We start from the raw sequence: 23,203 nt of genomic DNA on the forward strand, positions 1-23,203 counted from the left end.
GAAGAGAACGTGTCACTTGACCCACTGACGCGCGTTGTGCCACAACTGCATCCACGGGCTCAGCGCGGCGAGGTCGCCGTTGGTCCAGCTCATCTGGATGTTGCGGAACACACGCTCGGGGTGCGGCATCATGGCGGTGAAGCGGCCATCAGCCGTGGTCACCGCGGTCAACCCGCCGGGGCTGCCGTTCGGGTTGAACGGGTAGGCCTCGGTGGCGGCACCCAAGTTGTCCGTGAAACGCATGGCAGAGATGGCCTTGTCGGCGTTGCCGCGGTATTTGAAGTTGGCAAAACCTTCCCCATGCGCCACGGCAATCGGCAAACGGTGCCCGGCCATGCCCTTGAAGAACAGCGACGGGGACTCCAGCACCTCCACCATCGACAGACGCGCCTCGAAGCGTTCGCTCTGGTTGGTGGTGAAACGGGGCCAGTCCTGCGCGCCAGGGATGATGTCGGCCAACTCGGCAAACATCTGGCAGCCGTTGCACACGCCCAGACCGAAGGTGTCGGTGCGGCCAAAAAAGGCCTTGAACTGCTCGGCCAGCACGGGGTTGAAGGTGATCGAGCGGGCCCAGCCAATGCCGGCGCCCAGCGTGTCGCCATACGAGAAGCCACCGCAAGCCACCACGCCCTTGAAGTCGGCCAGATTGGCACGACCCGTTTGCAGGTCGGTCATGTGCACGTCATACGCTTCAAAACCCGCCTCGGTGAAGGCATAGGCCATTTCGACATGGGAGTTGACACCCTGCTCGCGCAGCACGGCCACCTTGGGGCGGGACAGCATCAGGCCAGGACTTGCTATTGAATTAATAGCTTCCTGCGCACGTTCCACCTGGGCTACAGCCTGATTTGGCACTAAATACACATGCATGCCGGGGTCTGACGATGCGCCAGCCGCCGCGTGCTCGGCATCCGCGCAGGCGGGGTTGTCGCGTTGCTGGCAGATCTTCCAGCTGGTGGCGTCCCACACTTGGTGCAGGTCGGCCAGCTTGGCGCTGAACACGGCTTTGGCATCCCGCCAGACCTGCACTTCACCCACACCCATGGTGATGGTGGAGTCGGCCAGACGGGTCTTGCCGATGACGTGGCTGTACTTGCCCAGGCCATGCTCGCGCAGGGTTTGAATGACCTCATTGCGCTGGGCGGTGCGCACTTGCAGCACCACGCCCAGCTCTTCGTTGAACAGCGCCTTGAGCGTGAGTTCGTCGCGGCGGGCACCCACCTGCCCCGCCCAGTTCTTGCTGTCGCCCACGTCGGCGCGGCTGTCGGTGATGCCGTCGCCCTCTGTCACCAGCAAATCGACATTGAGCGCCACGCCCACATGGCCGGCAAAGGCCATTTCGCACACCGAGGCAAACAGGCCCCCATCGCTGCGGTCGTGGTAGGCCAGAATTTTGCCCTCGGCACGCAAGGCGTTGACGGCGTTGACCAGGCTCACCAGGTCTTGCGGGTGGTCCAGGTCAGGCACTTCGTCGCCCAACTGGCCCAGGGTTTGCGCCAGCATGCTGCCGCCCATGCGGTTCTGGCCCCGGCCCAAATCGACCAGCAACAGCGTGGTGTCCTCAAGCGCATTGAGTTGCGGCGTGAGCGTGCCGCGCACATCGGCCAGCGTGGCAAACGCGGTCACGATCAGGGACACGGGGGAGGTGACCTTTTTGGCGCCCTCGTCATCCTTCCACTGCGTGCGCATGGAGAGCGAGTCTTTGCCCACGGGAATCGAGATGCCCAGCGCCGGGCACAGCTCCAGGCCCACGGCCTTGACCGTGGCATAGAGCGCGGCGTCTTCACCCGGCTCGCCGCAAGCGGCCATCCAGTTGGCCGACAGCTTGACACGCGACAACTCAAACGGCGCCGCCAGCAAATTGGTGATGGCCTCGGCCACGGCCATGCGGCCGGATGCAGGAGCATTCACGGTGGCCAGCGGGGTGCGTTCGCCCATGCTCATGGCTTCGCCGGCAAAGCCTTTGTAGTCAGCCAGCGTCACGGCGCAATCAGCCACCGGCACCTGCCAGGGGCCGACCATCTGGTCGCGGTGGCTGAAACCGCCCACGGTGCGGTCACCAATGGTGATCAGGAAACGTTTGGACGCCACCGTGGGGCTAGACAGCACGTCGATACAGGCCTTTTGCAGGTCCACGCCGGTCAGGTTGACGGGCGCAAAGGTGCGCTCCACCGTTTTCACATCGCGGTGCATCTTGGGCGGCTTGCCCAAGAGCACGTTCATGGGCATGTTGACTGGAGCCCCCACGCTGGTCACTTCGTGTACTGCGCTGCCCCCCGAGGGGGCTGTGCTTGCTTGGGGCGGCCCGGCGCGGCGCACGGTGCCTTCGTCATCGGCCAGCACCAACTGGCGTTCTTCAGTGGCCACGCCGACCACCGCAAACGGGCAGCGCTCGCGTTCGCACAAGGCGGTGAACTGGTCCAGTGATTCAGGCGCGATGGCCATCACATACCGTTCCTGGCTCTCGTTGCACCAGATTTCCTTGGGCGCCATGCCGGACTCTTCGAGCTTGATGGCCCGCAAGTCAAAGCGGGCACCACGCCCGGCGTCGTTGGTCAGCTCGGGGAAGGCGTTGCTCAGGCCGCCCGCGCCCACGTCGTGGATCGCAAGAATGGGGTTGGCCGCGCCTTGCATCCAGCACTGGTTGATGACTTCTTGCGCACGGCGCTCGATTTCGGGGTTGCCGCGCTGCACGGAGTCAAAGTCCAGCTCCGCTGCATTCGCGCCGGTGGCCATGGAACTGGCGGCGCTGCCGCCCATGCCGATGCGCATGCCGGGGCCGCCCAACTGAATGAGCAGGCTGCCCGCGGGGAATTCGATCTTGTGCGTCTGGCCCGCGTCAATCACGCCCAGGCCACCGGCGATCATGATGGGCTTGTGGTAGCCGCGCTGCTCTTCCCTGGAAGCCGCATCACCGGCCGTCTGGTAAGACACCGATTGCTCGTATTCGCGGAAATAACCCAGCAAATTGGGGCGACCAAACTCGTTGTTAAACGCCGCGCCCCCCAAGGGACCTTCGACCATGATTTGCAAGGGGCTGGCAATGTGCTCGGGCTTGCCGTAGCCGGTTGCCGCTTCATCAAAACGCAGGGTGGACACGGTGAAACCGGTCAAACCCGCCTTGGGTTTGGAGCCGCGGCCGGTGGCGCCCTCGTCACGAATCTCGCCACCCGCGCCGGTGGAGGCACCGGGGAATGGCGAGATGGCGGTGGGGTGGTTGTGGGTTTCCACCTTCATCAGAATGTGGTTTGTTTCGCTACTTTTTTGATAGCTGGGTGCGCTGATTCCACCTGCGCCAGAGGCCGATTTGGCTATAAAACGTTCTACTTGCACGCCTTCCATGACCGAGGCGTTGTCCGAGTACGCCACCAGCATGTGCTGCGGGTTGGTCTGGTGCGTGTGGCGGATCATGCCAAACATGCTCTGGTCTTGCGCCACGCCGTCAATGGTGAACTGGGCGTTGAAAATCTTGTGGCGGCAATGCTCGCTGTTGGCCTGCGCAAACATCATCAACTCCACATCGGTGGGGTTGCGCTCCAGCGTGGTGAAGGCTTGCACCAGGTAGTCAATCTCGTCAGCAGCCAGCGCCAGGCCGAACTGGGTGTTGGCTTTCTCCAGCGCAGCCTGGCCGCCGCCCAGCACATCCACATGGGCCATGGGCGCAGGCTGCAACTCGGTGAACAAGCCAAACGCCGTGGCGCGCTCGACCATGACGCTTTCGGTCATGCGGTCATGCAGCAGGGCGCCAATTTGCGCCAGTTGGTCTGCAGACAGGCTGGGCTTGCTGAGCAAGCCGCTCTTGAGGGTGATGCGGTATTCCACACAACGCTCCACCCGGCGCACCGCCAGTCCGCAGTTGTGGGCAATGTCGGTGGCCTTGGAGGCCCAGGGTGACACGGTGCCAAAACGCGGCGTCACCACAATGAGCGCGCCCTCGGTCGGGCCGGTGTAAGGGTCGCCATAGGTCAGCAAGGCGGCCAACTGGTCGTTGAGCGCCTGGTCGGGCGCCACGTCAGACGTGACCAGGTGCACAAAACGTGCAGCAACGCCGTTGATCTTGTCGTGAATAGCAAGCAGGCTGGGCAAAAGCTGCTGAATACGGAAACTGCTGAGAGCGCTGCCGCCCTCGAATTGGGTAATGTGCAGGGTCACTTTGAAGGCCTGAATTGGGGGCTGACTGGGTTGAAAATTGACTCACGGTGCAGGCGCTGACTGGGCCTGACCATGCAGAACCTGAATTTTACCAGCGGCAATGCTTTGGCAAATATCTGCCAAAAATTCAAGTCATTTTGGCCGCTAACCCAATGAATACCTTGGGTATATGCTACTTAATAGATAGCAAAAATGGATTGCTTACAGGCGGGTACTCAAAACGGGGTCGTGACCGGCGGGCGGAATTGTTCAACCCAGGCCGGGAAGTCCTCCGGCGGCATGGGCCTGGCGATGAAGTAGCCTTGTGCGATATCGCAACCAAACGCAGCGAGTTGATCCCAGTGGCGTTGTGTTTCGACGCCCTCGGCTACCGTTTTGCGGCCAAGGTCATGAACCAGATCGATGGTGGACCGCACAATCACCGTGGAGTCCTTGCTGAGCGTCATGTCACGCACGAACGACTGATCAATCTTGATGTACTCCACCGGGAATTTCTGCAAATAGCTGAGGGAGGAATAACCGGTACCAAAATCATCGATGTAGAGCGCGATCCCTTCATCGCGAAAGCTGTGCAGCACACGCAGTGCAAAGTCGGGATCGTCCATCACCGTGCTCTCGGTGATTTCCAGTTCCAGCAAGCCAGCGGCCCTGTGCCAGGTGGTGCGCAATTGACGGATTGTCTCCAGCAGGTTCTCATCGCGCAGGTTACGCGCGGAAAGGTTGACGGCGATCGGCAGTGCGCAGCCTTTGGACGCCCAGGCATGGTTCAGGCGCAAACTGGTCTCAACCACCCATTCGGTGAGCGGCTTGATCAGTCCGGTGTGTTCTGCGAGGCCAATGAATTCGTTTGGCGGGATCAAGCCACGTTCGGCATGCTTCCATCGAACCAGTCCTTCAGCACCGCAAATGCGACCGGTGGCCATCTCGACTTTGGGCTGCAAGTAGAGCAAGAGGTCACCCCCCTCAATCGCCCGTCGCAACTCCCCGGCGATGGTCAGACGGTAGGATGGGTTGTGTTCCTGCACAGGGTCAAACACCACATGGGTCACCCCTTCCTTCTTGGCCTGGTTCAAGGCGATATCCATGTGGCGATACAGGTCATGGAGTGTCGATCCATGCGCAGGGAACACCGCAATGCCAATCCTTGCCGACACCTCAAGGGGAATATCGGCAATCGGGAACGGCCGCGCCAACTGGTCTTGCAGGTGCCGCACCAGGGTGATGGCATCACTGGCATCGCTGTCCGCAAGCAACACAGCGAATTCGTCACCACGCAGGCGCGCAACCATGGCGGACTTTGGCGCGGCGGTGCGCAGTCGCAGCGCGAATTCCCGCAACATTTGATCTCCGCTGCCGAAACCGAGGGCATCATTGATCTCCCCCAGTCGTTCAATATTGGTCTGTAGCACAGCGAATGGCTGGTCCAGCCGCTTGCCGGTCTCTATGGCCGCAGTGAGCAACTCCGTAAATTGAGTTTCGTTCGGCAGTCCCGTGAGGGTATCGAAGTGGGTGAGGCGGAGCATCGTCTCCTGGTCCTTTTGCTGCGCTGCCCGGACACGCAGGGTCGCAATTCCAAAAGCCAGGTCATCGGCGGACTCCGACAGCAGCGTGACCTCATCCAAGCTGATGTTCTCCGTCTCGGCCCGGTAAATCACAAGCGCGCCAATCACCTCTCCATCAACGCGCAGCGGACAGGCGATGCCGGAGGCGTTCTGAATGAAATAAGGTCGCCACCGTTCGTAATTCGGGTCGGCAAATATGTCCTGCACCACGCTCGTCTGGCCTGTGCGGACCGCGGTGGCCACCACGCCACTGCCGTACTCGTTGTCAGCCCAGGTGAGTTTCAGCTTGCGCAAAGGAGTGAGACCGGCCGGGTAACCGCTCTCTGCCATCGGCCGCAGTGACTTTGATTCGTCATCCACCCGATACCAGACCATGGCGACCGGATAGCCGGCAGCGTCCACGATGGCCCGGCACATGCTTTCCAGCAAGCCCTGCTCGTCGGTCGCACGCAGCATGGTGCGGTTCCCGGCGCTCAACGTTCTCAGGGCGCGACTGGCATATTCCAGCTCACGCACGCGGTGTTGGAGCTCTGTGTTGAGTGTCTGAATTCTTGCTTCGGCGTGTTTGCGCTCCGTGATGTCGGAGCCCAGCACGTAATAGCCCGCAACCTGGTCCTGGGCGTCACGCCTTGGCACGTAATTGATGACCTGCCAGACGCCGGGAAAGGGCTGCCAGTCGTAGCTTTGCGACTGTCCCTGTAACACCTTGGCAATGAGCGGCGAGGCCATCGCATAGCGCTCTTCCCCCAGGATTTCACGCACCGCGCAACCGCCGATGTCGGCCTTTCCCGGCGCAAACCGCTCCTGGTATTGAAGGTTGACATAAACGTAACGCTGCATTGAATCGACGTAGGCGATCAGCGCTGGCACACTGTTGATCACGCGGAGCAGGTGATCTTCGCTCTCGCGCAATTGCGTCGTCCGTTCTTGTACCCGTTGCTCCAGCATTTCGTTCTGCTCACGGATCGACCGCTGGGCTTGCCGCGCCACCGTCTCGTCGCGAAAAACCAGCACGACCCCGGTCAACTGACCCGATGTGCCCCAAATCGGAGCCGCGCTGTCGGCAATCGGAAATTCGCTGCCGTCGCGCGCAATGATGGCCGTGTGGTTGGCCAGCTCCTGCGGTTCCCCGGTCTCGATCACTCTGACCACCGGCACAACGGTGGGAAGACGTGTTTGTTCGTTGATGATGCGAAAAACCTCGTCCACAGGACGCCCCCGCGCTTCAGCCACCTGCCAGCCAGTCAGCCGCTCGGCCACCGGATTCATGCGTGTGATTCGCCCCAAAGTGTCAGTCGCCAGCACCGCATCACCAATGGAGTTCAGCGTGGTGGACAGGCTCTCCTCGCTTTCTGCGAGCGCCCGCTGGATGGCCGCAGTTTCCTGCAATTGACGCCGGATCAACACATAGGTGGCTATGAGCAATGCAAGCAGCAACAACGCAACCAGCGCACCTGCGGCAACCAGAATTTGGTTGGCATTCAACTGTTCGGCATTGCGATTCTCCAGCAGAAGGCGCTCCTCGTCGTCCATCTCGTGCAATAGCAGGTAAGTGCGCTCGCGCGTTTGTTGCAGTGGCGCGCTGGCCACGAAAGCGTTTGCGGCGGCAGGGCCTTGGGTCTTGCGCAACAACTCCACCCGCCTGGAAATGGCGAGACGTTCGTTCAATACCACACGCAGCTGCGTCCATCGCGCCTGCTGACGGGGGTTGTCGGACATCAACTGCTTCATACGGCTCAGCAAGGATTCCCGCGTTGCAATCGACGTATCGCGCTCGGTGAGTCGTGCCGGGTCGCCCGATATCCGGTAGCCCTGCGTGCTGAATTCAATCTGCAGCGTTTCTGCCTTGGTACGGGAAATGCTGTCGCGCACTTCGTGGGTATGCACGATCCGGTTGGCCGCTTCGGCAGCGTCTTGCGCCAGACGCCATGTCATGCTGGCAAGCCCCGCAACCACCACCACAGCCGCGACAAAAGCAACAAGTACCTTGAATTCAAAACTGTAGAGCGATTTCACGTAAGACTTCACACTCCCCCCCCATTTATTTTGAGCAGACCCGATTCATTCTGACATCAGTTGTTGACTGCAACAACATAGGCAAGCGCCTTGCATGGTGCAGGAACCAGGCTGGCAGTTCGCAGCCATCAGAAGACATACCGTGCCCCGGGAATTTCTCCCAATGGGATAATTGCTCCATGACTATCACTTATAAAGACGCCGAAGGCATTGCAGGCATGCGCGTGGCGGGCCGACTGGCCTCGGAACTGCTGGATTACCTGACCCCCTTCATCAAACCCGGCATCACGACCAATGAGATTGACAAACTGGCCGACGCCTATACGGTCAACGTTCAGCAAGCCATCTCCGCGCCGCTGAACTATGCACCTTCGGGCCACAACCCCTACCCCAAATCCATCTGCACCTCCATCAACCACCAGGTCTGCCACGGCATCCCCAACGACAAGCCGCTCAAAAAAGGCGACATCGTCAACGTGGACGTGACCGTGATCAAGGACGGCTGGCACGGCGACTCAAGCCGCATGTTCATGGTGGGCGACTGCTCCGTCGCGGCCAAACGCCTGTGCGCGCTGACCTATGACGCCATGTGGCACGGCATTGCCAAGGTGAAGGCCGGGGCCTACCTGGGCGACATCGGCCACGCCATCCAGACCTTTGCCGAAGGCCACGGCCTGAGCGTGGTGCGTGAATTTTGTGGCCACGGCATTGGACGCAAGTTCCACGAAGAACCGCAAATCCTGCACTACGGCCGCCCCGGCACGCTGGACCAGCTCAAGGCCGGCATGACCATCACGATTGAGCCCATGCTCAACATCGGGCGCAAGGAAATCAAGGAAATGGGCGATGGCTGGACCATTGTCACCAAAGACCGCTCGCTGTCCGCACAGTGGGAGCACATGGTGCTGGTGACCGAGACCGGTTACGAGGTGTTGACGCTGTCCGCCGGCAGCCCGCCCATTCCGGCCTTTGTGCCCAAGCAGGTACCCGTGGTGGCCCCGGCCACAGCCAGCCAGGCGTAGCCGCTAACGCTACACATTGCATAGCACCCCATGACCGATCTACAAGCGCTACGCCAGCATTACCGCACCCAAAAATCCGCTCTGTTCCAGTCCCTCGCGTCCAGTGGCACTTCCACGCGCGGCGTCCATGCGGCGCTGGGCAAGCTCTCCAACCTGGCTGACGCCACGCTCAAGACGCTGTGGAAGCAGGCCGGCTTTGCGCAGCCATTTGCACTGCTGGCGGTGGGCGGGTTCGGTCGGGGCGAGTTGTTTCCGTACTCGGATGTGGATGTGCTGGTGTTGCTGCCTGACGACCAGTCACCCGACACCAACCCCGAACTCAAGGCCCGGATCGAAGCCTTCATTGGCAGCTGCTGGGACGCCGGTCTGGAGATCGGCTCCAGCGTGCGCACCGTCACCGAGTGCATGAACGAGGCGGCGGGTGATGTCACCGTGCAGACCTCGCTGATCGAGTCACGCCTGATCACCGGCAATGCCGAACTCTTCGCCGCGTTTAAAAAGCAGTTTTTCGCCAGCATTGATGCCAAAGCCTTCTTTGTGGCCAAGACGCTGGAGATGCGCCAGCGCCACAACAAGTTTGAACAAACCCCCTACTCACTGGAACCCAATTGCAAGGAATCTCCAGGCGGACTGCGCGACCTGCAGGTCATTCTGTGGGTGGCCAAGGCCGCAGGCTATGGGGACAACTGGGACGCGCTGGCCAAAAATAGCCTGACCACGGCTTTTGAAGTCAAGCAACTCAAGCGCAATGAGTCGCTGCTGTGCCTGATCCGGGCCCGGCTGCACCTGATTGCGCAGCGCCGCGAAGACCGGCTGGTGTTTGACATGCAAAACGCGGTCGCCCTGTCATTTGGCTATGTGGCGCCGTCGCCCAATGTTGACAAACGGGCGTTTGTGCGCCCCAGCGAAGCCTTGATGCGCCGCTACTACTGGGCGGCCAAGGCCGTGACGCAGCTCAACCAGATTTTGTTGCTCAATATCGAGGAACGGCTCAACCCCTCCACGCACGAGCCGCGCCCCATCAACGAACGCTTCCTGGACAAGGCGGGCATGGTGGAGGTGGCCAGCGATGACCTGTACCAGCGCGAACCGCACGCCATTCTTGAAACCTTCCTGATCTATGAGACCACGGTCGGCCTCAAAGGGCTGTCGGCACGTACCCTGCGCGCGCTCTACAACGCCCGTGGCCTGATGGATGGCAAGTTCCGCAATGACCCGGTCAACCGCGAGACCTTCAAGCAGATTTTGATGGAGCGCGAGGGCATCACGCACGCCATGCGGCTGATGAACGAAACCTCGGTGCTGGGGCGCTACCTGTGGGTGTTTCGCCGCATCGTGGGGCAAATGCAGCACGACCTGTTCCACGTGTACACGGTGGACCAGCACATTCTGATGGTGCTGCGCAATGCGCGGCGCTTCTTTATGCCCGAGCATGCCCATGAATACCCGTTTTGTTCGCAGCTGGCGTCCGGCTGGGACAAGCCCTGGATTTTGTACGTGGCAGCGCTGTTTCATGACATCGCCAAAGGCCGCGGCGGCGACCATTCAGACCTGGGCGCGGACGAAGTGCGGCGCTTTTGCCGCCAGCATGGCATCGCCAAGGAAGACAGCCAGCTGATCGAGTTCATCGTGCACGAGCACCTGACCATGAGCCGCGTGGCCCAGAAGTCTGACCTGAGTGACCCTGACGTCATCGCCGCCTTCGCCCGGCGCGTAGGCAACGAGCGCAATCTGACGGCCTTGTACCTGCTCACCGTGGCCGACATTCGCGGCACCAGCCCCAAGGTCTGGAATGCATGGAAAGGCAAGCTGCTGGAGGACCTGTACAAGTACACCCTGCGCGCACTCGGCGGCCGCGCCCCGGACCCCGATGCCGAGGTTGAAGCCCGCAAACGCGAAGCACTGGTGTTGCTGGCGCTGCACGCCCAGCCTTTCGAGGCCCACAAAGCCTTGTGGGACACGGTGGACGTGGGTTATTTCATGCGCCACGACGCCTCCGACATTGCCTGGCACACGCGCCAGCTCGGACGCCACGTGAATACCGGAAAATCCATTGTGCGAGCCCGTCAGTCCCCTCTGGGCGAAGGCCTGCAGGTGCTGGTCTACACCCCCGACCAACCCGACCTGTTTGCCCGCATTTGCGGCTACTTTGACCAGGCCGGGTTCAGCATTCTGGATGCACGTGTGCACACCGCGTTCAACCACTATGCACTCGACACGTTCCAGGTCATCGCCCAGACCATGCCCGAGCACTACCAGGAACTCACCAACATGGTGGAGTGCGAGCTGGGGCGCGCCATTGCAGAAACCGGCCCGCTGCCGCCACCGAGTCGTGGCCGGGTGTCACGCCGGGTCAAGAGTTTTCCCATCGCACCACGGGTCACCCTGCGCCCTGATGAAAAAGCGCAACGCTGGTTGCTCAATATTTCAGCCAGTGACCGGATGGGGCTGCTCTACAGCGTGGCCCGCGTGCTGGCCAAACACAATATCAACCTCCAGCTGGCCAAAATTGCCACGCTGGGTGAGCGGGTGGACGACACCTTTTTGATCCAGGGCGATGAGTTGCAGCACAACCGCGCCCAGATCGAGATTGAAACCGAGCTGCTCGAGGCGTTGACCTGAATTTATATGATTTGAGGCTGCAGCGCACGTCCTACGTGCACAGGTAGCTATCAAATTAATAGCGTCAATCGTCCTGTGGAGCATCCAGCCCCGGGAACAGCACCTCGGTAAAACCAAACTGGCTGAAGTCCCGCACCCGCATGGGGTACAGCTTGCCAATCAGGTGGTCACACTCATGCTGCACCACGCGGGCATGAAAACCTTCCACCGTGCGGTCAATGGGGTCGCCATATTGGTCAAAACCGGTATAACGAATACGATGAAAACGCGGCACCTTGGCGCGCAGACCAGGCACAGAGAGGCAGCCCTCCCAGTCTTCCACCTCGACCACACTCACGTGATCGCCGGACTCCGCCAGCGGCGTGATCACGGGGTTCAGCAAAACAGTTTTGGGTACTACCGGCGCATCGGGGTAACGCGGGTTGCGCGCATTAGAGCCAAAAATCACCAGCTGCAGGTCCACCCCGATTTGCGGTGCGGCCAGCCCGGCGCCATCAGCCGCCAGCATGGTGTCCAGCATGTCCGTGACCAGCAGGTGCAACTCGTCCGAGTCAAATTGGGTCACGGGCTGGGCAACGCGCAACAAGCGCGGGTCGCCCATCTTGAGGATTTCACGGATAGTCATTTCAGCAACTCCAACAAGGCGGCTTCATCCAGAATGGTTACGCCTAAATCTTGGGCCTTGGTGAGCTTGCTGCCCGCCTCGGCCCCTGCCACAACGTAACTGGTTTTCTTGCTCACGGAACCAGCTACTTTGCCGCCCGCGGCCTCGATCACGTCCTTTGCCTCGTCGCGGCCCATGCTGGGCAAGGTCCCGGTGATGACGAAGGTTTTGCCCGTGAACGGCTTGGGCGTCACGGCAGCAGGTTCGCCCTCCTCCCACGTTACGCCGCATCCTTCTGGCACCGGGTTCCGCAATTGCTCCACCACCTCGCGGTTATGCGGTTGGTCAAAAAAGGTCCGCAGACTTTTGGCCACGATGGGGCCCACATCGCTGACCTGCAGCAATTGCTCTTCGGTCGCGTCCATGATGGCGTCGAGCTTGCCAAAATGGCGCGCCAGCTCTTTGGCCGTGGCCTCACCAATGTGGCGAATGCCCAAGCCAAACAAAAATCGAGGCAAGGTGGTTTGCTTCGATTTCTCCAGGGCCAGCACGATGTTTTGCGCCGATTTGTCTGCCATGCGGTCCAGACTGGCCAAGGCGGTCAGCCCCAGGCGGTACAGGTCTGGCAGGGTGCGGATGACGTTGCCATCTACCAGCTGGTCCACCAGCTTTTCGCCCAGACCTTCGACTTCCACCGCGCGCCGTTGCGCGAAATGCAGGATGGCCTGCTTGCGCTGGGCGGCACAAAACAGACCACCGGTGCAGCGGTGGTTGACCTCGGTTTTCTCCCGCACCACGGCGCTGCCACAAATCGGGCACTGGCGCGGCATGCGAAAGTTGGGCACATACTGCGTGCGCGGTGTTGGCACAATGCCCACCACCTCGGGAATCACGTCACCCGCACGGCGCACGATGGCAACATCCCCCACCCGCACCCGCTTGCGACGCAGCTCGAACAGGTTGTGCAGCGTGGCATTGGTCACATTGACCCCACCCACAAACACCGACTGCAGACGAGCCACCGGCGTCAGCTTGCCGGTCCGCCCCACCTGCACATCAATGCCCAGCACCCGAGTCTCCTGCTCCTGCGCCGGAAACTTGTGGGCCACGGCCCAGCGTGGTTCGCGGGTGACAAACCCCATGCGGCGCTGCAGGGCCAGGTGGTTGACCTTGTACACCACACCGTCAATGTCAAAACCCAGTCCATCGCGCTGCGCACCAATGGATTGATAGAACGCTATTAATTCAGTAGCACCCTGCGAAATGCATACAAGGGCTGAGACCGGAAAACCCCAGGATTTCAGGGTCTGCAGCATCTCAAAATGCGTCCCAAACTCGGGTCCGCCCGCCTCCGGCGGCGTCACCTCACCCAGGCCATAGGCAAAAAAGCTCAGCGGCCGCTGGGCGGCAATCGTCGGGTCAAGCTGGCGCACGGCACCCGCAGCGGCATTGCGGGTGTTAACGAACGTCTTTAACCCCCGCTCGCGCTGCTTTTCGTTCAGGCTCTCGAAATCATCACGGCGCATGTAAACCTCGCCGCGCACCTCCAGCACCGCGGGCACGCCCGCGGGCAGGCGCAGGGGAATCTGCCCGATGGTGCGGATGTTTTGCGTGACGTCTTCACCCATTTCGCCATCCCCCCGGGTCGCGGCCTGCACCAGCACACCCTGCTCGTAGCGCAGGTTCATGGCCAGACCATCAAACTTGGGCTCGGCCACGTATTCGACGGCGGACGCTGACTCGTCAAGCCCCAGTTCCTTGCGCACACGGACGTCAAAGTTGTGGGCACCGCTGGCCTCGGTGTCGGTCTCGGTGCGTATGCTGAGCATCGGCACCGCATGGCGCACGCTGGCAAAGGAGTCCAGCGGTTTCCCGCCAACCCGTTGCGTCGGTGAATCAGGGGTGATCAGCTCGGGGTGTTGCGCCTCAATGGCCTGCAGCTCTTGAAACAAACGGTCATACACCGCATCGGGCACCGTGGGGTCATCCAGCACGTAGTAGCGGTGCGCATGCGCATGCAGCGTTTTCCGGAGCTGCTCCACATGGGCGGGGTCCGGCGTCTGCGGCGCAGGAGCAAACAAATCATTCATGACCATACCAGCAGCAAACCCACGCGGCCATCAGGAAAAAAGACGTCGCGCCAAGGCGGAGCCAGCGGACAGTTCACGCTGGTCCAGCGTGTCGTACAAATGCTCAAGATCGGCGTCAATCACATCCATGGCCTCGGGTGGCAGCGGCAGGCCGTTGTCGTCAGTCACCACGCCGTCCATGGCCATGGCCATCGTCATGGCGGCTTCACGCAGGCGGGCAAAGGGGCGCTCGCTGCGATCGACTTGTGGCACATCGAGGCTGATGGCGACTTCACGAATGGCCGACAGCGCCGGGTCTTCGGCCATCGCGGCCTGGGTGTCAAAACTCAGGCTCAGCACCGGCGGCAGGCCCGCGGCATGGGCAGGCACCACCATACGACCGGGAATCGCCCCTGCAATAAAGCCCAGGCGCGCTGCGTTTTGCTGTACGTAGCCGGGGCTCCATGCCGAGTGGCGGGCACGCAGTACAAGAACCAACTGCGCATCGTGGTCTCCGGCAAACTGGTCCAGTTCACGGGCACGGGCCACTTCCTCGCGCATTTCAGGAAAATCGGGGGTGCCGTTGAGGGTGTCGCAAAAGGCCTGCGTCTTCATCACAAACTCAGAGTACTCAATCTCATTGAGAGCGCCGGAACGATTGGCCAGCTGCACACCGGCCTGGAACGTCGAATAACGCTGGCCCGCCAGGGGGATTTCCCAGCGCTGGTTGGCCTCGTTAAAACCTTCGATCGAAAACGGCTTGCTACCCGCGCGGCGGGTGCTCGGCATGGCCGCCAAGGCAGCGTCGCCCGACACGGGGCCATCCAGCGTCACCGAGGCAATCACGTCAATCAATGCGTCCATGGAGGGCCGTTTTTCCATCACGGGCAACGGGAAATTGGCCACATCAAAGGCGGCAGCGTCCAGCTCGGGTTCGACTGGGCCGCCCATCTGGGGCTCGGCTCGTCCGGATTGGGCAGTGTCTTCGGGCGTTGCCTGGCGGGGCAGGTTTTTGCGCGAGGTCCAGGCGCCATGGGCGGCAATGGCGACCAGCACCAGCACACCCGCAATAGCCAAACCGATTTGTAAATTATTCATGTGTTCAGGCCAATTCAGCCAAAGAGATGGCCGCATCCATGTCCACGGCCACGATGCGGGAAACGCCCTGCTCCTGCATGGTCACGCCAATCAACTGCTCGGCCATTTCCATGGCGATCTTGTTGTGGCTGATGAACAGGAACTGGGTACCTTTGCTCATGCTCGACACCAGCTTGGCGTAACGCTCGGTGTTGGCATCGTCCAGCGGCGCGTCCACCTCGTCCAGCAGGCAGAAAGGGGCCGGGTTGAGCTGAAAAATCGCAAACACCAAGGCAATCGCCGTCAGTGCTTTTTCACCGCCCGAGAGCAGGTGAATGGTCTGGTTCTTCTTGCCGGGCGGCTGGGCAATGACCTGCACGCCCGAGTCAAGAATTTCATCCCCGGTGATGACCAGGCGGGCGTTGCCGCCACCAAACAGTTCGGGAAACATCTTGCCGAAGTGTTCGTTGACTGAATTGAACGTGCCGGAGAGGAGTTCACGGGTTTCACCGTCAATCTTCTTGATGGCTTCAATCAGCGTGGTCATGGCATCGGTCAGGTCAGCGGTCTGGGCGTCCAGAAACTGCTTGCGCTCGCGGGATGCAGCCAGCTCGTCCAACGCCGCCAGATTGACCGCACCGAGCGCCGCAATCTCGCGGTTGATACGGTCAATGTCACTTTGCATGCCAGGCAGCCGGACATTGCCGTCAGCAATGGATTTGGCGACCAGCTCCAGGTCGGCCTGCGCGTCCAGCAGCAGCTGGGTGTACTGCTCAAAACCCAGGCGGGCGGCCTGCTCCTTGAGCTGGAACTCGGTGATGCGCTGGCGCAGCGGGTCGAGCTCGCGCTCCAGCTGCAGGCGGCGTTCGTCGCTGGCGCGCAGTTTGGCGGTCAGGTCATCGTATTCGCTGCGCCGGGCACCCAAGGACTGCTCGCGCTCCATCTTGGCCGACAAGGCGGTCTGCAAGCCGCCCTGGGCCGCCGCATCATTGAGGCGGGCCAGTTCTTCAACCGCCCGCAATGCTTCGGCGCCGAGGGAGGTGGCCTGTTGTGTGGCGGTTTCGATGGCGCGCGACAACTCGGCCTTGCGGGCGTCCAGGCTGCGCATGGAAAACGTGGCCTCTTGCGCCTGGCGCTCCAAGCTGCGTTGCTGCTCACGGCACTCGTTGAGCTTGCGCTCGGCGCTGATCACGTGTTCGTCAAGTTGGGCATGGCGCTCCTGGGTGTCGGCCAGCTGCATGTCCAACTCTTCAAAGCGGGCCTCTGCGGTGACACGACGCTCCTGCAGGTCACCCAACTGGGCATCCACTTCGGCCAGGTCACCGGTGATTTGAGCGCTGCGTACACGGGCCTGGTCAGCCAGCTGCGTGAGTCGCAGGGTTTCGACCTGCAGTTCATGCGCACGGCTCTGGCTCTCGGTGGCCTCACGTCGCACCACGACCAGACGCTGCGACGCGTCGGCGTAGGCGGCCTCGGCCCGCACCAGGGCGGAGCGGGATTCGTCGCTGATCATCACCTGGGCGCGCAACTGCTTCGCCAGGTTTTCAATTTCCTGGGCACGCGCGAGCAGACCCGCCTGCTCGGAATCCGGCGCATAAAAGCTCACGCTGTACGGGCCCACGGCGTGCCCGGACTTCACAAAAATCAATTCACCGGGCTGCAAATCAGCGCGACGGGCCATGGCGTCTTCAAACGTGTGGGCGGTGAAACAGCCTTGCAGCCAATCGGCCAGCACCGCTTTTTGCCCTGCGTCGTTGATGCGCAGCAGGTCTGACAGGCGCGGCAGCACAGCCGCTTTTTCCGGCAATGCAGCCAGCGGCGGGCTGTAGAACGCCAGCTTGGCGGGCGGCGCGTCGTTGCCAAAGGCCCGCACCATCTCAAGCCGTGACACTTCCAGCGCACCCAGGCGCTCGCGCAAGGCGCCTTCGAGCGCGTTTTCCCAGCCTTGCTCAATGTGGATGCGGCTCCACAAGCCCTGCAGGGATTCAAGCCCGTGCCTGGCCAGCCACGGCTGCAACTTGCCATCGGTCTTGACCTTTTCCTGCAAGGCCTTGAGCGCCTCCATCCGGGCCGACAAGTCGGCCAGACGTGCCGACTCGGTGTTAACCAATTGCTGCTGCTGGCGCCTGGCGTCATCGAGTTGCGGCACGGTGTCCTGCAGTTCAAACAAGCGGCCTTCGGCGACGCTGGCGGTCTCCTGCGCCTGGTCGAGCTGCTCTTGCAGGTTGACCAGACGGGCTTCATCAGGCGCGGCGAGCGCATTGCGGTCCGCACTCAGGCGCTCCCGGCGGCTGCCGAGTTGGCGTGACTGTTCTTCAATGCTGCGCTGGTCGGCGGCGAGCACCTGGATTTGCTGCTGCACCTGGCCGACGCTGGCGCGTTGTTCGTTGGCGCCTTTTTGCGCCAGCCGCAAGGCTTCTTCCAGGTCAGGCAATTGCTGGGCCTGGTCTTCCACCTGCGCGGCCAGCAGCTCGGTTTTTTCTTCGCCCAGCATCTCCAGTTCCAGCAGGCTTTCTATTTCCGTCTGGGCGTCGTCCTTGCGGGTGGCCCACTGGGCGGTTTGCTCCTTGAGTGTGACCAGACGCTGCTCGACGCGCTGGCGGCCTTCGACCACAAAGCGGATTTCGGCCTCCAGCCGACCCACCTCGGTGCTGGCCTCGTACAGCAGGCCCTGGGCCTGGTTGACCTGATCGCCCGCGGCGTAATGGGCCTGGCGCACGGTCTCCAGTTCCGCCTCAATGTGGCGCAGGTCGGCCACACGGCTCTCCAGCGCATTGACCGCGCCCTGGGCGTCGGCCTTCACCTTGGCCTGGTCGGCCTCGGACTCGGTGCGCTTCAAAAACCACAACTGATGCTGCTTGAGCGTCACATCAGCGGTGAGCGTGTTGTACTTTTTGGCCACCTCGGCCTGCTTTTCCAGCTTCTCGAGGTTGGCATTGAGCTCACGCAAGATGTCTTCCACGCGGGTCAGGTTTTCACGCGTGTCGCTGAGGCGGTTTTCGGTCTCGCGGCGGCGCTCCTTGTACTTGGAGACCCCGGCGGCCTCTTCCAGGAACAGGCGCAACTCTTCTGGTTTGGACTCGATGATGCGACTGATGGTGCCCTGGCCAATGATGGCGTAGGCCCGGGGGCCCAGGCCGGTGCCCAGAAACACGTCCTGCACGTCGCGGCGGCGCACCGGCTGGTTGTTGATGTAGTAGCTGCTGGTGCCGTCGCGCGTGAGCACGCGCTTGACGGCAATCTCGCCAAACTGGCCCCACTGGCCGCCTGCGCGGTGGTCGGCGTTGTCAAACACCAGCTCCACACTGGCACGGCTGGCCGGTTTGCGGGTGTTGGTGCCATTGAAAATAACGTCCTGCATTGACTCGCCACGCAGTTCGGAGGCCTTGGACTCGCCCAGCACCCAGCGCACGGCATCCATGATGTTGGATTTGCCACAACCGTTCGGCCCCACCACGCCGACCAGCTGCCCGGGCAGCATGAAATTGGTCGGTTCAGCAAAAGACTTGAACCCGGATAACTTGATTGAATTGAGGCGCACGAATCGCTATCGTTCTAAGCTGTTGATTTGACTGGTTTTTATCTGATTTCCGCAGGGCCTGAAGGCCCGCGCGACAAGACCTCATGATAACTTGCCAGGCTTGAGCGCCTGATGGCAAGTGCCCGAGCCATTGACGGAGGCTCCACCTACCTGGCCCGGTTGCCGCCGCCACGCCCTGCCCGCTTGGACTCAAGGCCAAGAGGCTCTCAATCCGCTATATTATTAATAGCTACCGGCGAACTATCGACGTGGGCTAGAGGCTGATTTCTTATAAATCACGCAGCCACGGTGTCGTGGGCCATGGCCATCACCTCATGGGCGGGCAAACCCTTGAGCTTGTGGTCACTCCAGACCTGGCGCCAGCGACGCGAACCCGGCAAACCGTGGCGCAGACCCAGCATGTGGCGGGCAATGGTGGCCCAAGGCGTGCCATGTTCGGCGGCTTGGCGGGCCATGTAGTCGCACATCTGCGCTTCGACCGACTCGCGGGTGATGTCAGAGGCTGCAGCGCCATAAAAGGCGGCATCCCAGGAGGCGAGCCACCAGGGGTTGTGATAGGCCTCGCGGCCCAGCATGGCGCCGTCGAGGTGCGCCAGATGCCCGGCCACCTGTTCGTTGGTGGTGATGCCGCCGTTGATGACGATGGTGAGTGCGGGAAAGTCTTGTTTGAGCCGATAGGCCACGTCGTAGCGCAGTGGCGGCACCTCACGGTTGGCCTTGGGGCTCAGGCCCTTGAGCCAGGCGTTGCGAGCGTGCACGATGAAGGTCGGGCAACCCGCATCCGCCACCGTGCCCACAAAATCACGCACAAACTCATAACTCTCGGTCTTGTCGATGCCAATGCGGTGCTTGACGGTCACAGGCACTTGCACCACGTCCACCATCGCCTTGACGCAGTCGGCCACCAGCTGGGGCTCGTTCATCAGACAGGCGCCAAAAGCCCCGCGCTGCACCCGCTCGCTGGGGCAGCCGCAGTTCAGGTTGATTTCGTCGTAACCCCAGGATTCACCCAGTTGGGCACACCGGGCCAGGTCAGCGGGCTCGCTGCCCCCCAGTTGCAGGGCGACCGGGTGCTCTTCTGTGTTGTAAGCCAGATGGCGCGGCACATCGCCATGGATCAACGCGCCGGTGGTCACCATTTCGGTATACAGCAGGGCGTGGCGAGACAACAGACGGTGAAAGTAGCGGCAATGACGGTCTGTCCAATCCATCATCGGGGCAACGGAGAGCTTCCAGCGGTCGGGGGGAATGAGATTCGGGCTTGACATGACCCCGATTATCCCAGCCGTGACACAAGACGCCGCGTCTTGATACACATCAATTGCAGCGCAGCTCTTGCGTGTCATAGTGAAAACATCAATCGCTGACCCACAAGGTCCTGACTGTGCCCTCCTCCAAATCTGTCCCCATCCCGCGAGCGCCCCCTGTCCCAGATCAACCCGCCGTTGACGCACAAGGACGCCCTGCCGTGTTCATGGCCCAGGGCCTGGGCAAGGTCTACCAGATGGGGGAAGTGAAGGTGAACGCTTTGCAAGATGTGGACCTGACCATTTACCGCGGGGAATTCATTGTGCTGCTCGGCCCCTCGGGCAGCGGCAAGTCGACCCTGCTCAATATTCTGGGCGGCCTGGACCGCCCCAGCAGCGGCACCGCTCAATTTGCCGAACATGACCTCACGGCGGCGACCGAGGCGCAACTGACCCAGTACCGGCGTGAGCACGTGGGCTTTGTGTTCCAGTTCTACAACCTGATTCCCAGCCTGACCGTGCGCGAAAACGTGGAACTGGTGACCGACATCTCCCACGACCCCATGCCCGCCGTTGAGGCCCTCACGCTGGTAGGCCTGGCGGAGCGGCTCGACCACTTTCCGTCACAACTCTCGGGGGGCGAGCAGCAGCGCGTGGCGATTGCCCGGGCCATTGTCAAACGCCCGGAGGTGCTGCTGTGCGACGAACCCACCGGCGCGCTGGACTACGTGACCGGCAAGCTGGTGCTGGAGGTGATCGAGCGCATCAACCGCGAACTGGGCACCACGGCGATCGTCATCACCCACAACGCCGCAATTGCAAGCATGGCGGATCGCGTGCTGTACCTGGGTGGCGGGCGCATCCAGCGGGTAGAGCAAAACGTCCACAAACTCAAACCCAGCGAGTTGTCGTGGTGAAGGTCGCTGCGTGAAAGCACTTGACCGCAAGCTGCTGCGGGATCTGCGCCTGATGTGGAGTCAGGCTCTGACCATCGCGCTGGTGGTGGCCAGTGGCGTGGCGGGTTTCATCACCAGTTTCAGCGCCTACGACGCGCTCTCTTGGTCACGTGACCTGTATTACGCCGATGCCCGGTTTGCCGACGTGTTTTCCACCCTCAAACGGGCACCACTCTCGCTGGAACGCCAGTTGGAACGCATGACCGGTGCGGCGCATGTGGAAACCTCGCTCACGCAGGTGGTGCCGATCAGCATTCCCAATGTGGCAGACCCCATCATTGGCCGCCTGATCGGGCTCGACGCCCGCGCGCCCCAGCGCCTGAACAAGGTGAACCTGCGCCAGGGCCGCATGATCGGGGCGCACCACAGTGGCGCCATCGAGACACTGGTGTCTGAAGGTTTTGCGGTGGCACGCCAACTGAAACCGGGTGACCGCATTGGCGCCCTGGTCAATGGCAAACGCGAAGAACTGCTGATTGTGGGCATTGCCCTCTCACCCGAGTACATCTTTGCGGGCATGGGCGGCTCGCCAGACCAGCGCGGTTTTGGCGTCTTCTGGATCGACCGCCAGGCACTGGCCGCGGCCTACAACATGGAAGGTGCGTTCAACCAGGTGGCGGTGCGCCTGAGCCCCGGCGCGACCGAGGGGCCTGTGATTGATCAACTCAACCGCCTGCTTGAACCGTTTGGAGGCATCAGTGCGCATGGCCGCGATCTGCAGATGTCCCACATGATTCTGGACTCCGAAATCAAGGAGCAGCGGGTGCTGGGCACCGTGCTGCCCAGCATTTTTCTGGCGGTCGCCGGGTTTTTATTGAACGTGGTGCTGGGACGGCAGATTGCAACGCAACGCGAACAGATTGCAGCGCTGAAGGCACTGGGCTATGACAACCGGACCATTGGTCTGCACTACCTGAAACTGGTCATGGTCATTGTGGTACTTGGTGTGGTGCTGGGCCTGGCCTTGGGGGCGGTCATGGGGCACTGGTTTGTGGGCATTTATGCCGATGTATTCCGGTTTCCGGAGCTGCGTTACCGGGTCAAGCCCGAACTGGTTCTGACGGCCGTTGGCGTGGCCTTCTTCGCCGCCGTGCTGGCGACCCTCAATGCGATACGGGCCACCGTCACCCTGGCCCCCGCCGACGCCATGCGCCCGCCCTCGCCCGGCGTCTACAAACCCATGTTGATCGAGCGCTGGGGCCTGCAACGCTGGGTGTCTCCCGCCATGCGCATGATTTTGCGCACCATGGAACGCCGGCTGCTGCGCACTGCGCTGACCATCTTCGGTATTGCGGTGGCCATGGCGATCGTGATCAGCGGCGCGTTCTGGCGGGACTCCATCGTGGTGCTGATGGACACACAGTTCCACCAGGTACTGCGGGGCGACGTATCCATTGGGTTGATTGAAGCCGGCCCGGCCCGCGTGCTGCAGGACATGGCCAGACTGCCCCACGTCACCGCCGTGGAAGGTGCCCGGAGCATCTCGGCCCGCCTGGTCAACGCCAATCACACTTGGCGGGGCACCCTGCAGGGAAAAGCCGAGCAACCCGCACTGCACCGCATCGTGGGCATGGACCGCCAGGTCTTCAATCCACCGCCGGGCGGTCTGTTGCTGACTGACCGTCTGGCGGATCGCCTCATGGTGAAGCCGGGCGACACCGTGCGAATTGAACTGCTGGAAGGACGCCGGGAGGTCTTGTCGCTGCACGTGACCGGCGTGGTCAATGAAATGATGGGCATGAACGCCTACATGGAACGACGTGCCTTGAACCAAATTTTGCGGGAAGGCGATGTTGTCAGCCAGGTCACCGTCGCCGTGGAGCGCGGACACGAAGCCACGTTATTGAACCGGCTCAAGGAGTTGCCACGGGTGGCCGCCGCGGTCAGCAAATCAGTCATGCGACAAAACATTGACGAGGTCACCGCCCGCAACGTCAGGGTGTTCAGCGGCATCCTGACCACCTTTGCCATCATCATTGCGATTGGCGTGGTTTACAACAACGCCCGCATTGCGCTGGCCGAGCGTGCCTGGGAACTGGCGAGCCTGCGGGTACTGGGGTTCACCCGGGGGGAGGTTTCGGCCTTTTTGCTGGGCGAACTGGCCATTGAGATTGTGCTGGCGATCCCCCTGGGCATGCTGCTGGGCTACCTGCTGGCATCCGGCATTGTCAGCCTGATCAAGACCGATGAGTTTTTCTTTCCATTCGTGATTCAGCCCGCGACTTACGCTTTTGCAGCCCTGTGCATTTGTGGCGCCGGGGTGGTCAGCGCACTTATCGTGCGACGCCGGGTGGACACGCTGGATTTGGTGGGTGTTCTCAAAACACGAGAGTAA

Annotated in this window: 11 protein-coding genes; 4 read left to right on the plus strand and 7 right to left on the minus strand. The window is 61.7% G+C overall.

What is annotated here, in order from left to right; translation table 11 throughout:
• Window positions 1-12 precede the first annotated feature (12 nt).
• The gene (purL, locus tag AC097N_RS09390) at window positions 13-4,152 is read right to left on the minus strand and encodes a phosphoribosylformylglycinamidine synthase (RefSeq protein ID WP_479580691.1); all 4,140 of its coding nucleotides are present in this window, start codon (window positions 4,150-4,152) and stop codon (window positions 13-15) included.
• Between the two features lie 215 nt (window positions 4,153-4,367).
• Window positions 4,368-7,730 (minus strand): EAL domain-containing protein, encoded by a 3,363-nt coding sequence (locus AC097N_RS09395; protein ID WP_479580692.1) that lies wholly within the window; start codon window positions 7,728-7,730, stop codon window positions 4,368-4,370.
• A gap of 179 nt (window positions 7,731-7,909) precedes the next feature.
• Here AC097N_RS09395 and map point away from each other — a divergent pair, with 179 nt between their 5' ends.
• Together map and AC097N_RS09405 are read left to right on the plus strand one after the other, a co-directional pair.
• On the plus strand, window positions 7,910-8,752 hold the full coding sequence (map, locus tag AC097N_RS09400; protein ID WP_479580693.1) for a type I methionyl aminopeptidase: 843 nt from the start codon (window positions 7,910-7,912) through the stop codon (window positions 8,750-8,752).
• A gap of 30 nt (window positions 8,753-8,782) precedes the next feature.
• On the plus strand, window positions 8,783-11,374 hold the full coding sequence (locus AC097N_RS09405; RefSeq protein WP_479580694.1) for a [protein-PII] uridylyltransferase: 2,592 nt from the start codon (window positions 8,783-8,785) through the stop codon (window positions 11,372-11,374).
• Between the two features lie 64 nt (window positions 11,375-11,438).
• Here the strand turns inward: AC097N_RS09405 and def are convergent, their stop codons facing one another.
• The 5 genes from def to dusA all read right to left on the minus strand — a co-directional run bounded on the left by def (window position 11,439) and on the right by dusA (window position 19,933).
• Window positions 11,439-11,999 (minus strand): peptide deformylase, encoded by a 561-nt coding sequence (def, locus tag AC097N_RS09410; protein WP_479580695.1) that lies wholly within the window; start codon window positions 11,997-11,999, stop codon window positions 11,439-11,441.
• Window positions 11,996-14,074 (minus strand): NAD-dependent DNA ligase LigA, encoded by a 2,079-nt coding sequence (gene ligA / locus AC097N_RS09415; protein ID WP_479580696.1) that lies wholly within the window; start codon window positions 14,072-14,074, stop codon window positions 11,996-11,998. The genes def and ligA overlap by 4 nt, the downstream gene beginning before the upstream one ends.
• A gap of 24 nt (window positions 14,075-14,098) precedes the next feature.
• Complete coding sequence (locus tag AC097N_RS09420) at window positions 14,099-15,145, minus strand: cell division protein FtsZ (protein ID WP_479580697.1); 1,047 nt, start codon at window positions 15,143-15,145, stop codon at window positions 14,099-14,101.
• A gap of 4 nt (window positions 15,146-15,149) precedes the next feature.
• On the minus strand, window positions 15,150-18,665 hold the full coding sequence (gene smc / locus AC097N_RS09425) for a chromosome segregation protein SMC (protein ID WP_479580698.1): 3,516 nt from the start codon (window positions 18,663-18,665) through the stop codon (window positions 15,150-15,152).
• A 275-nt stretch (window positions 18,666-18,940) separates the two neighbouring features.
• Entirely contained in the window at window positions 18,941-19,933 is a 993-nt protein-coding gene (gene dusA, locus AC097N_RS09430) for a tRNA dihydrouridine(20/20a) synthase DusA (protein ID WP_479580699.1), read from the minus strand.
• 206 nt (window positions 19,934-20,139) lie between these two features.
• On the opposite strand from dusA, the gene AC097N_RS09435 reads away from it, so the two are divergent.
• Window positions 20,140-20,829 (plus strand): ABC transporter ATP-binding protein, encoded by a 690-nt coding sequence (locus tag AC097N_RS09435; RefSeq protein ID WP_479580831.1) that lies wholly within the window; start codon window positions 20,140-20,142, stop codon window positions 20,827-20,829.
• Window positions 20,830-20,839: 10 nt separating this feature from the next.
• Window positions 20,840-23,203, plus strand: coding sequence for an ABC transporter permease (locus AC097N_RS09440; RefSeq protein WP_479580700.1), 2,364 nt, complete (start codon window positions 20,840-20,842; stop codon window positions 23,201-23,203).

Source organism: Rhodoferax sp. LS1R11 (assembly GCF_056521395.1).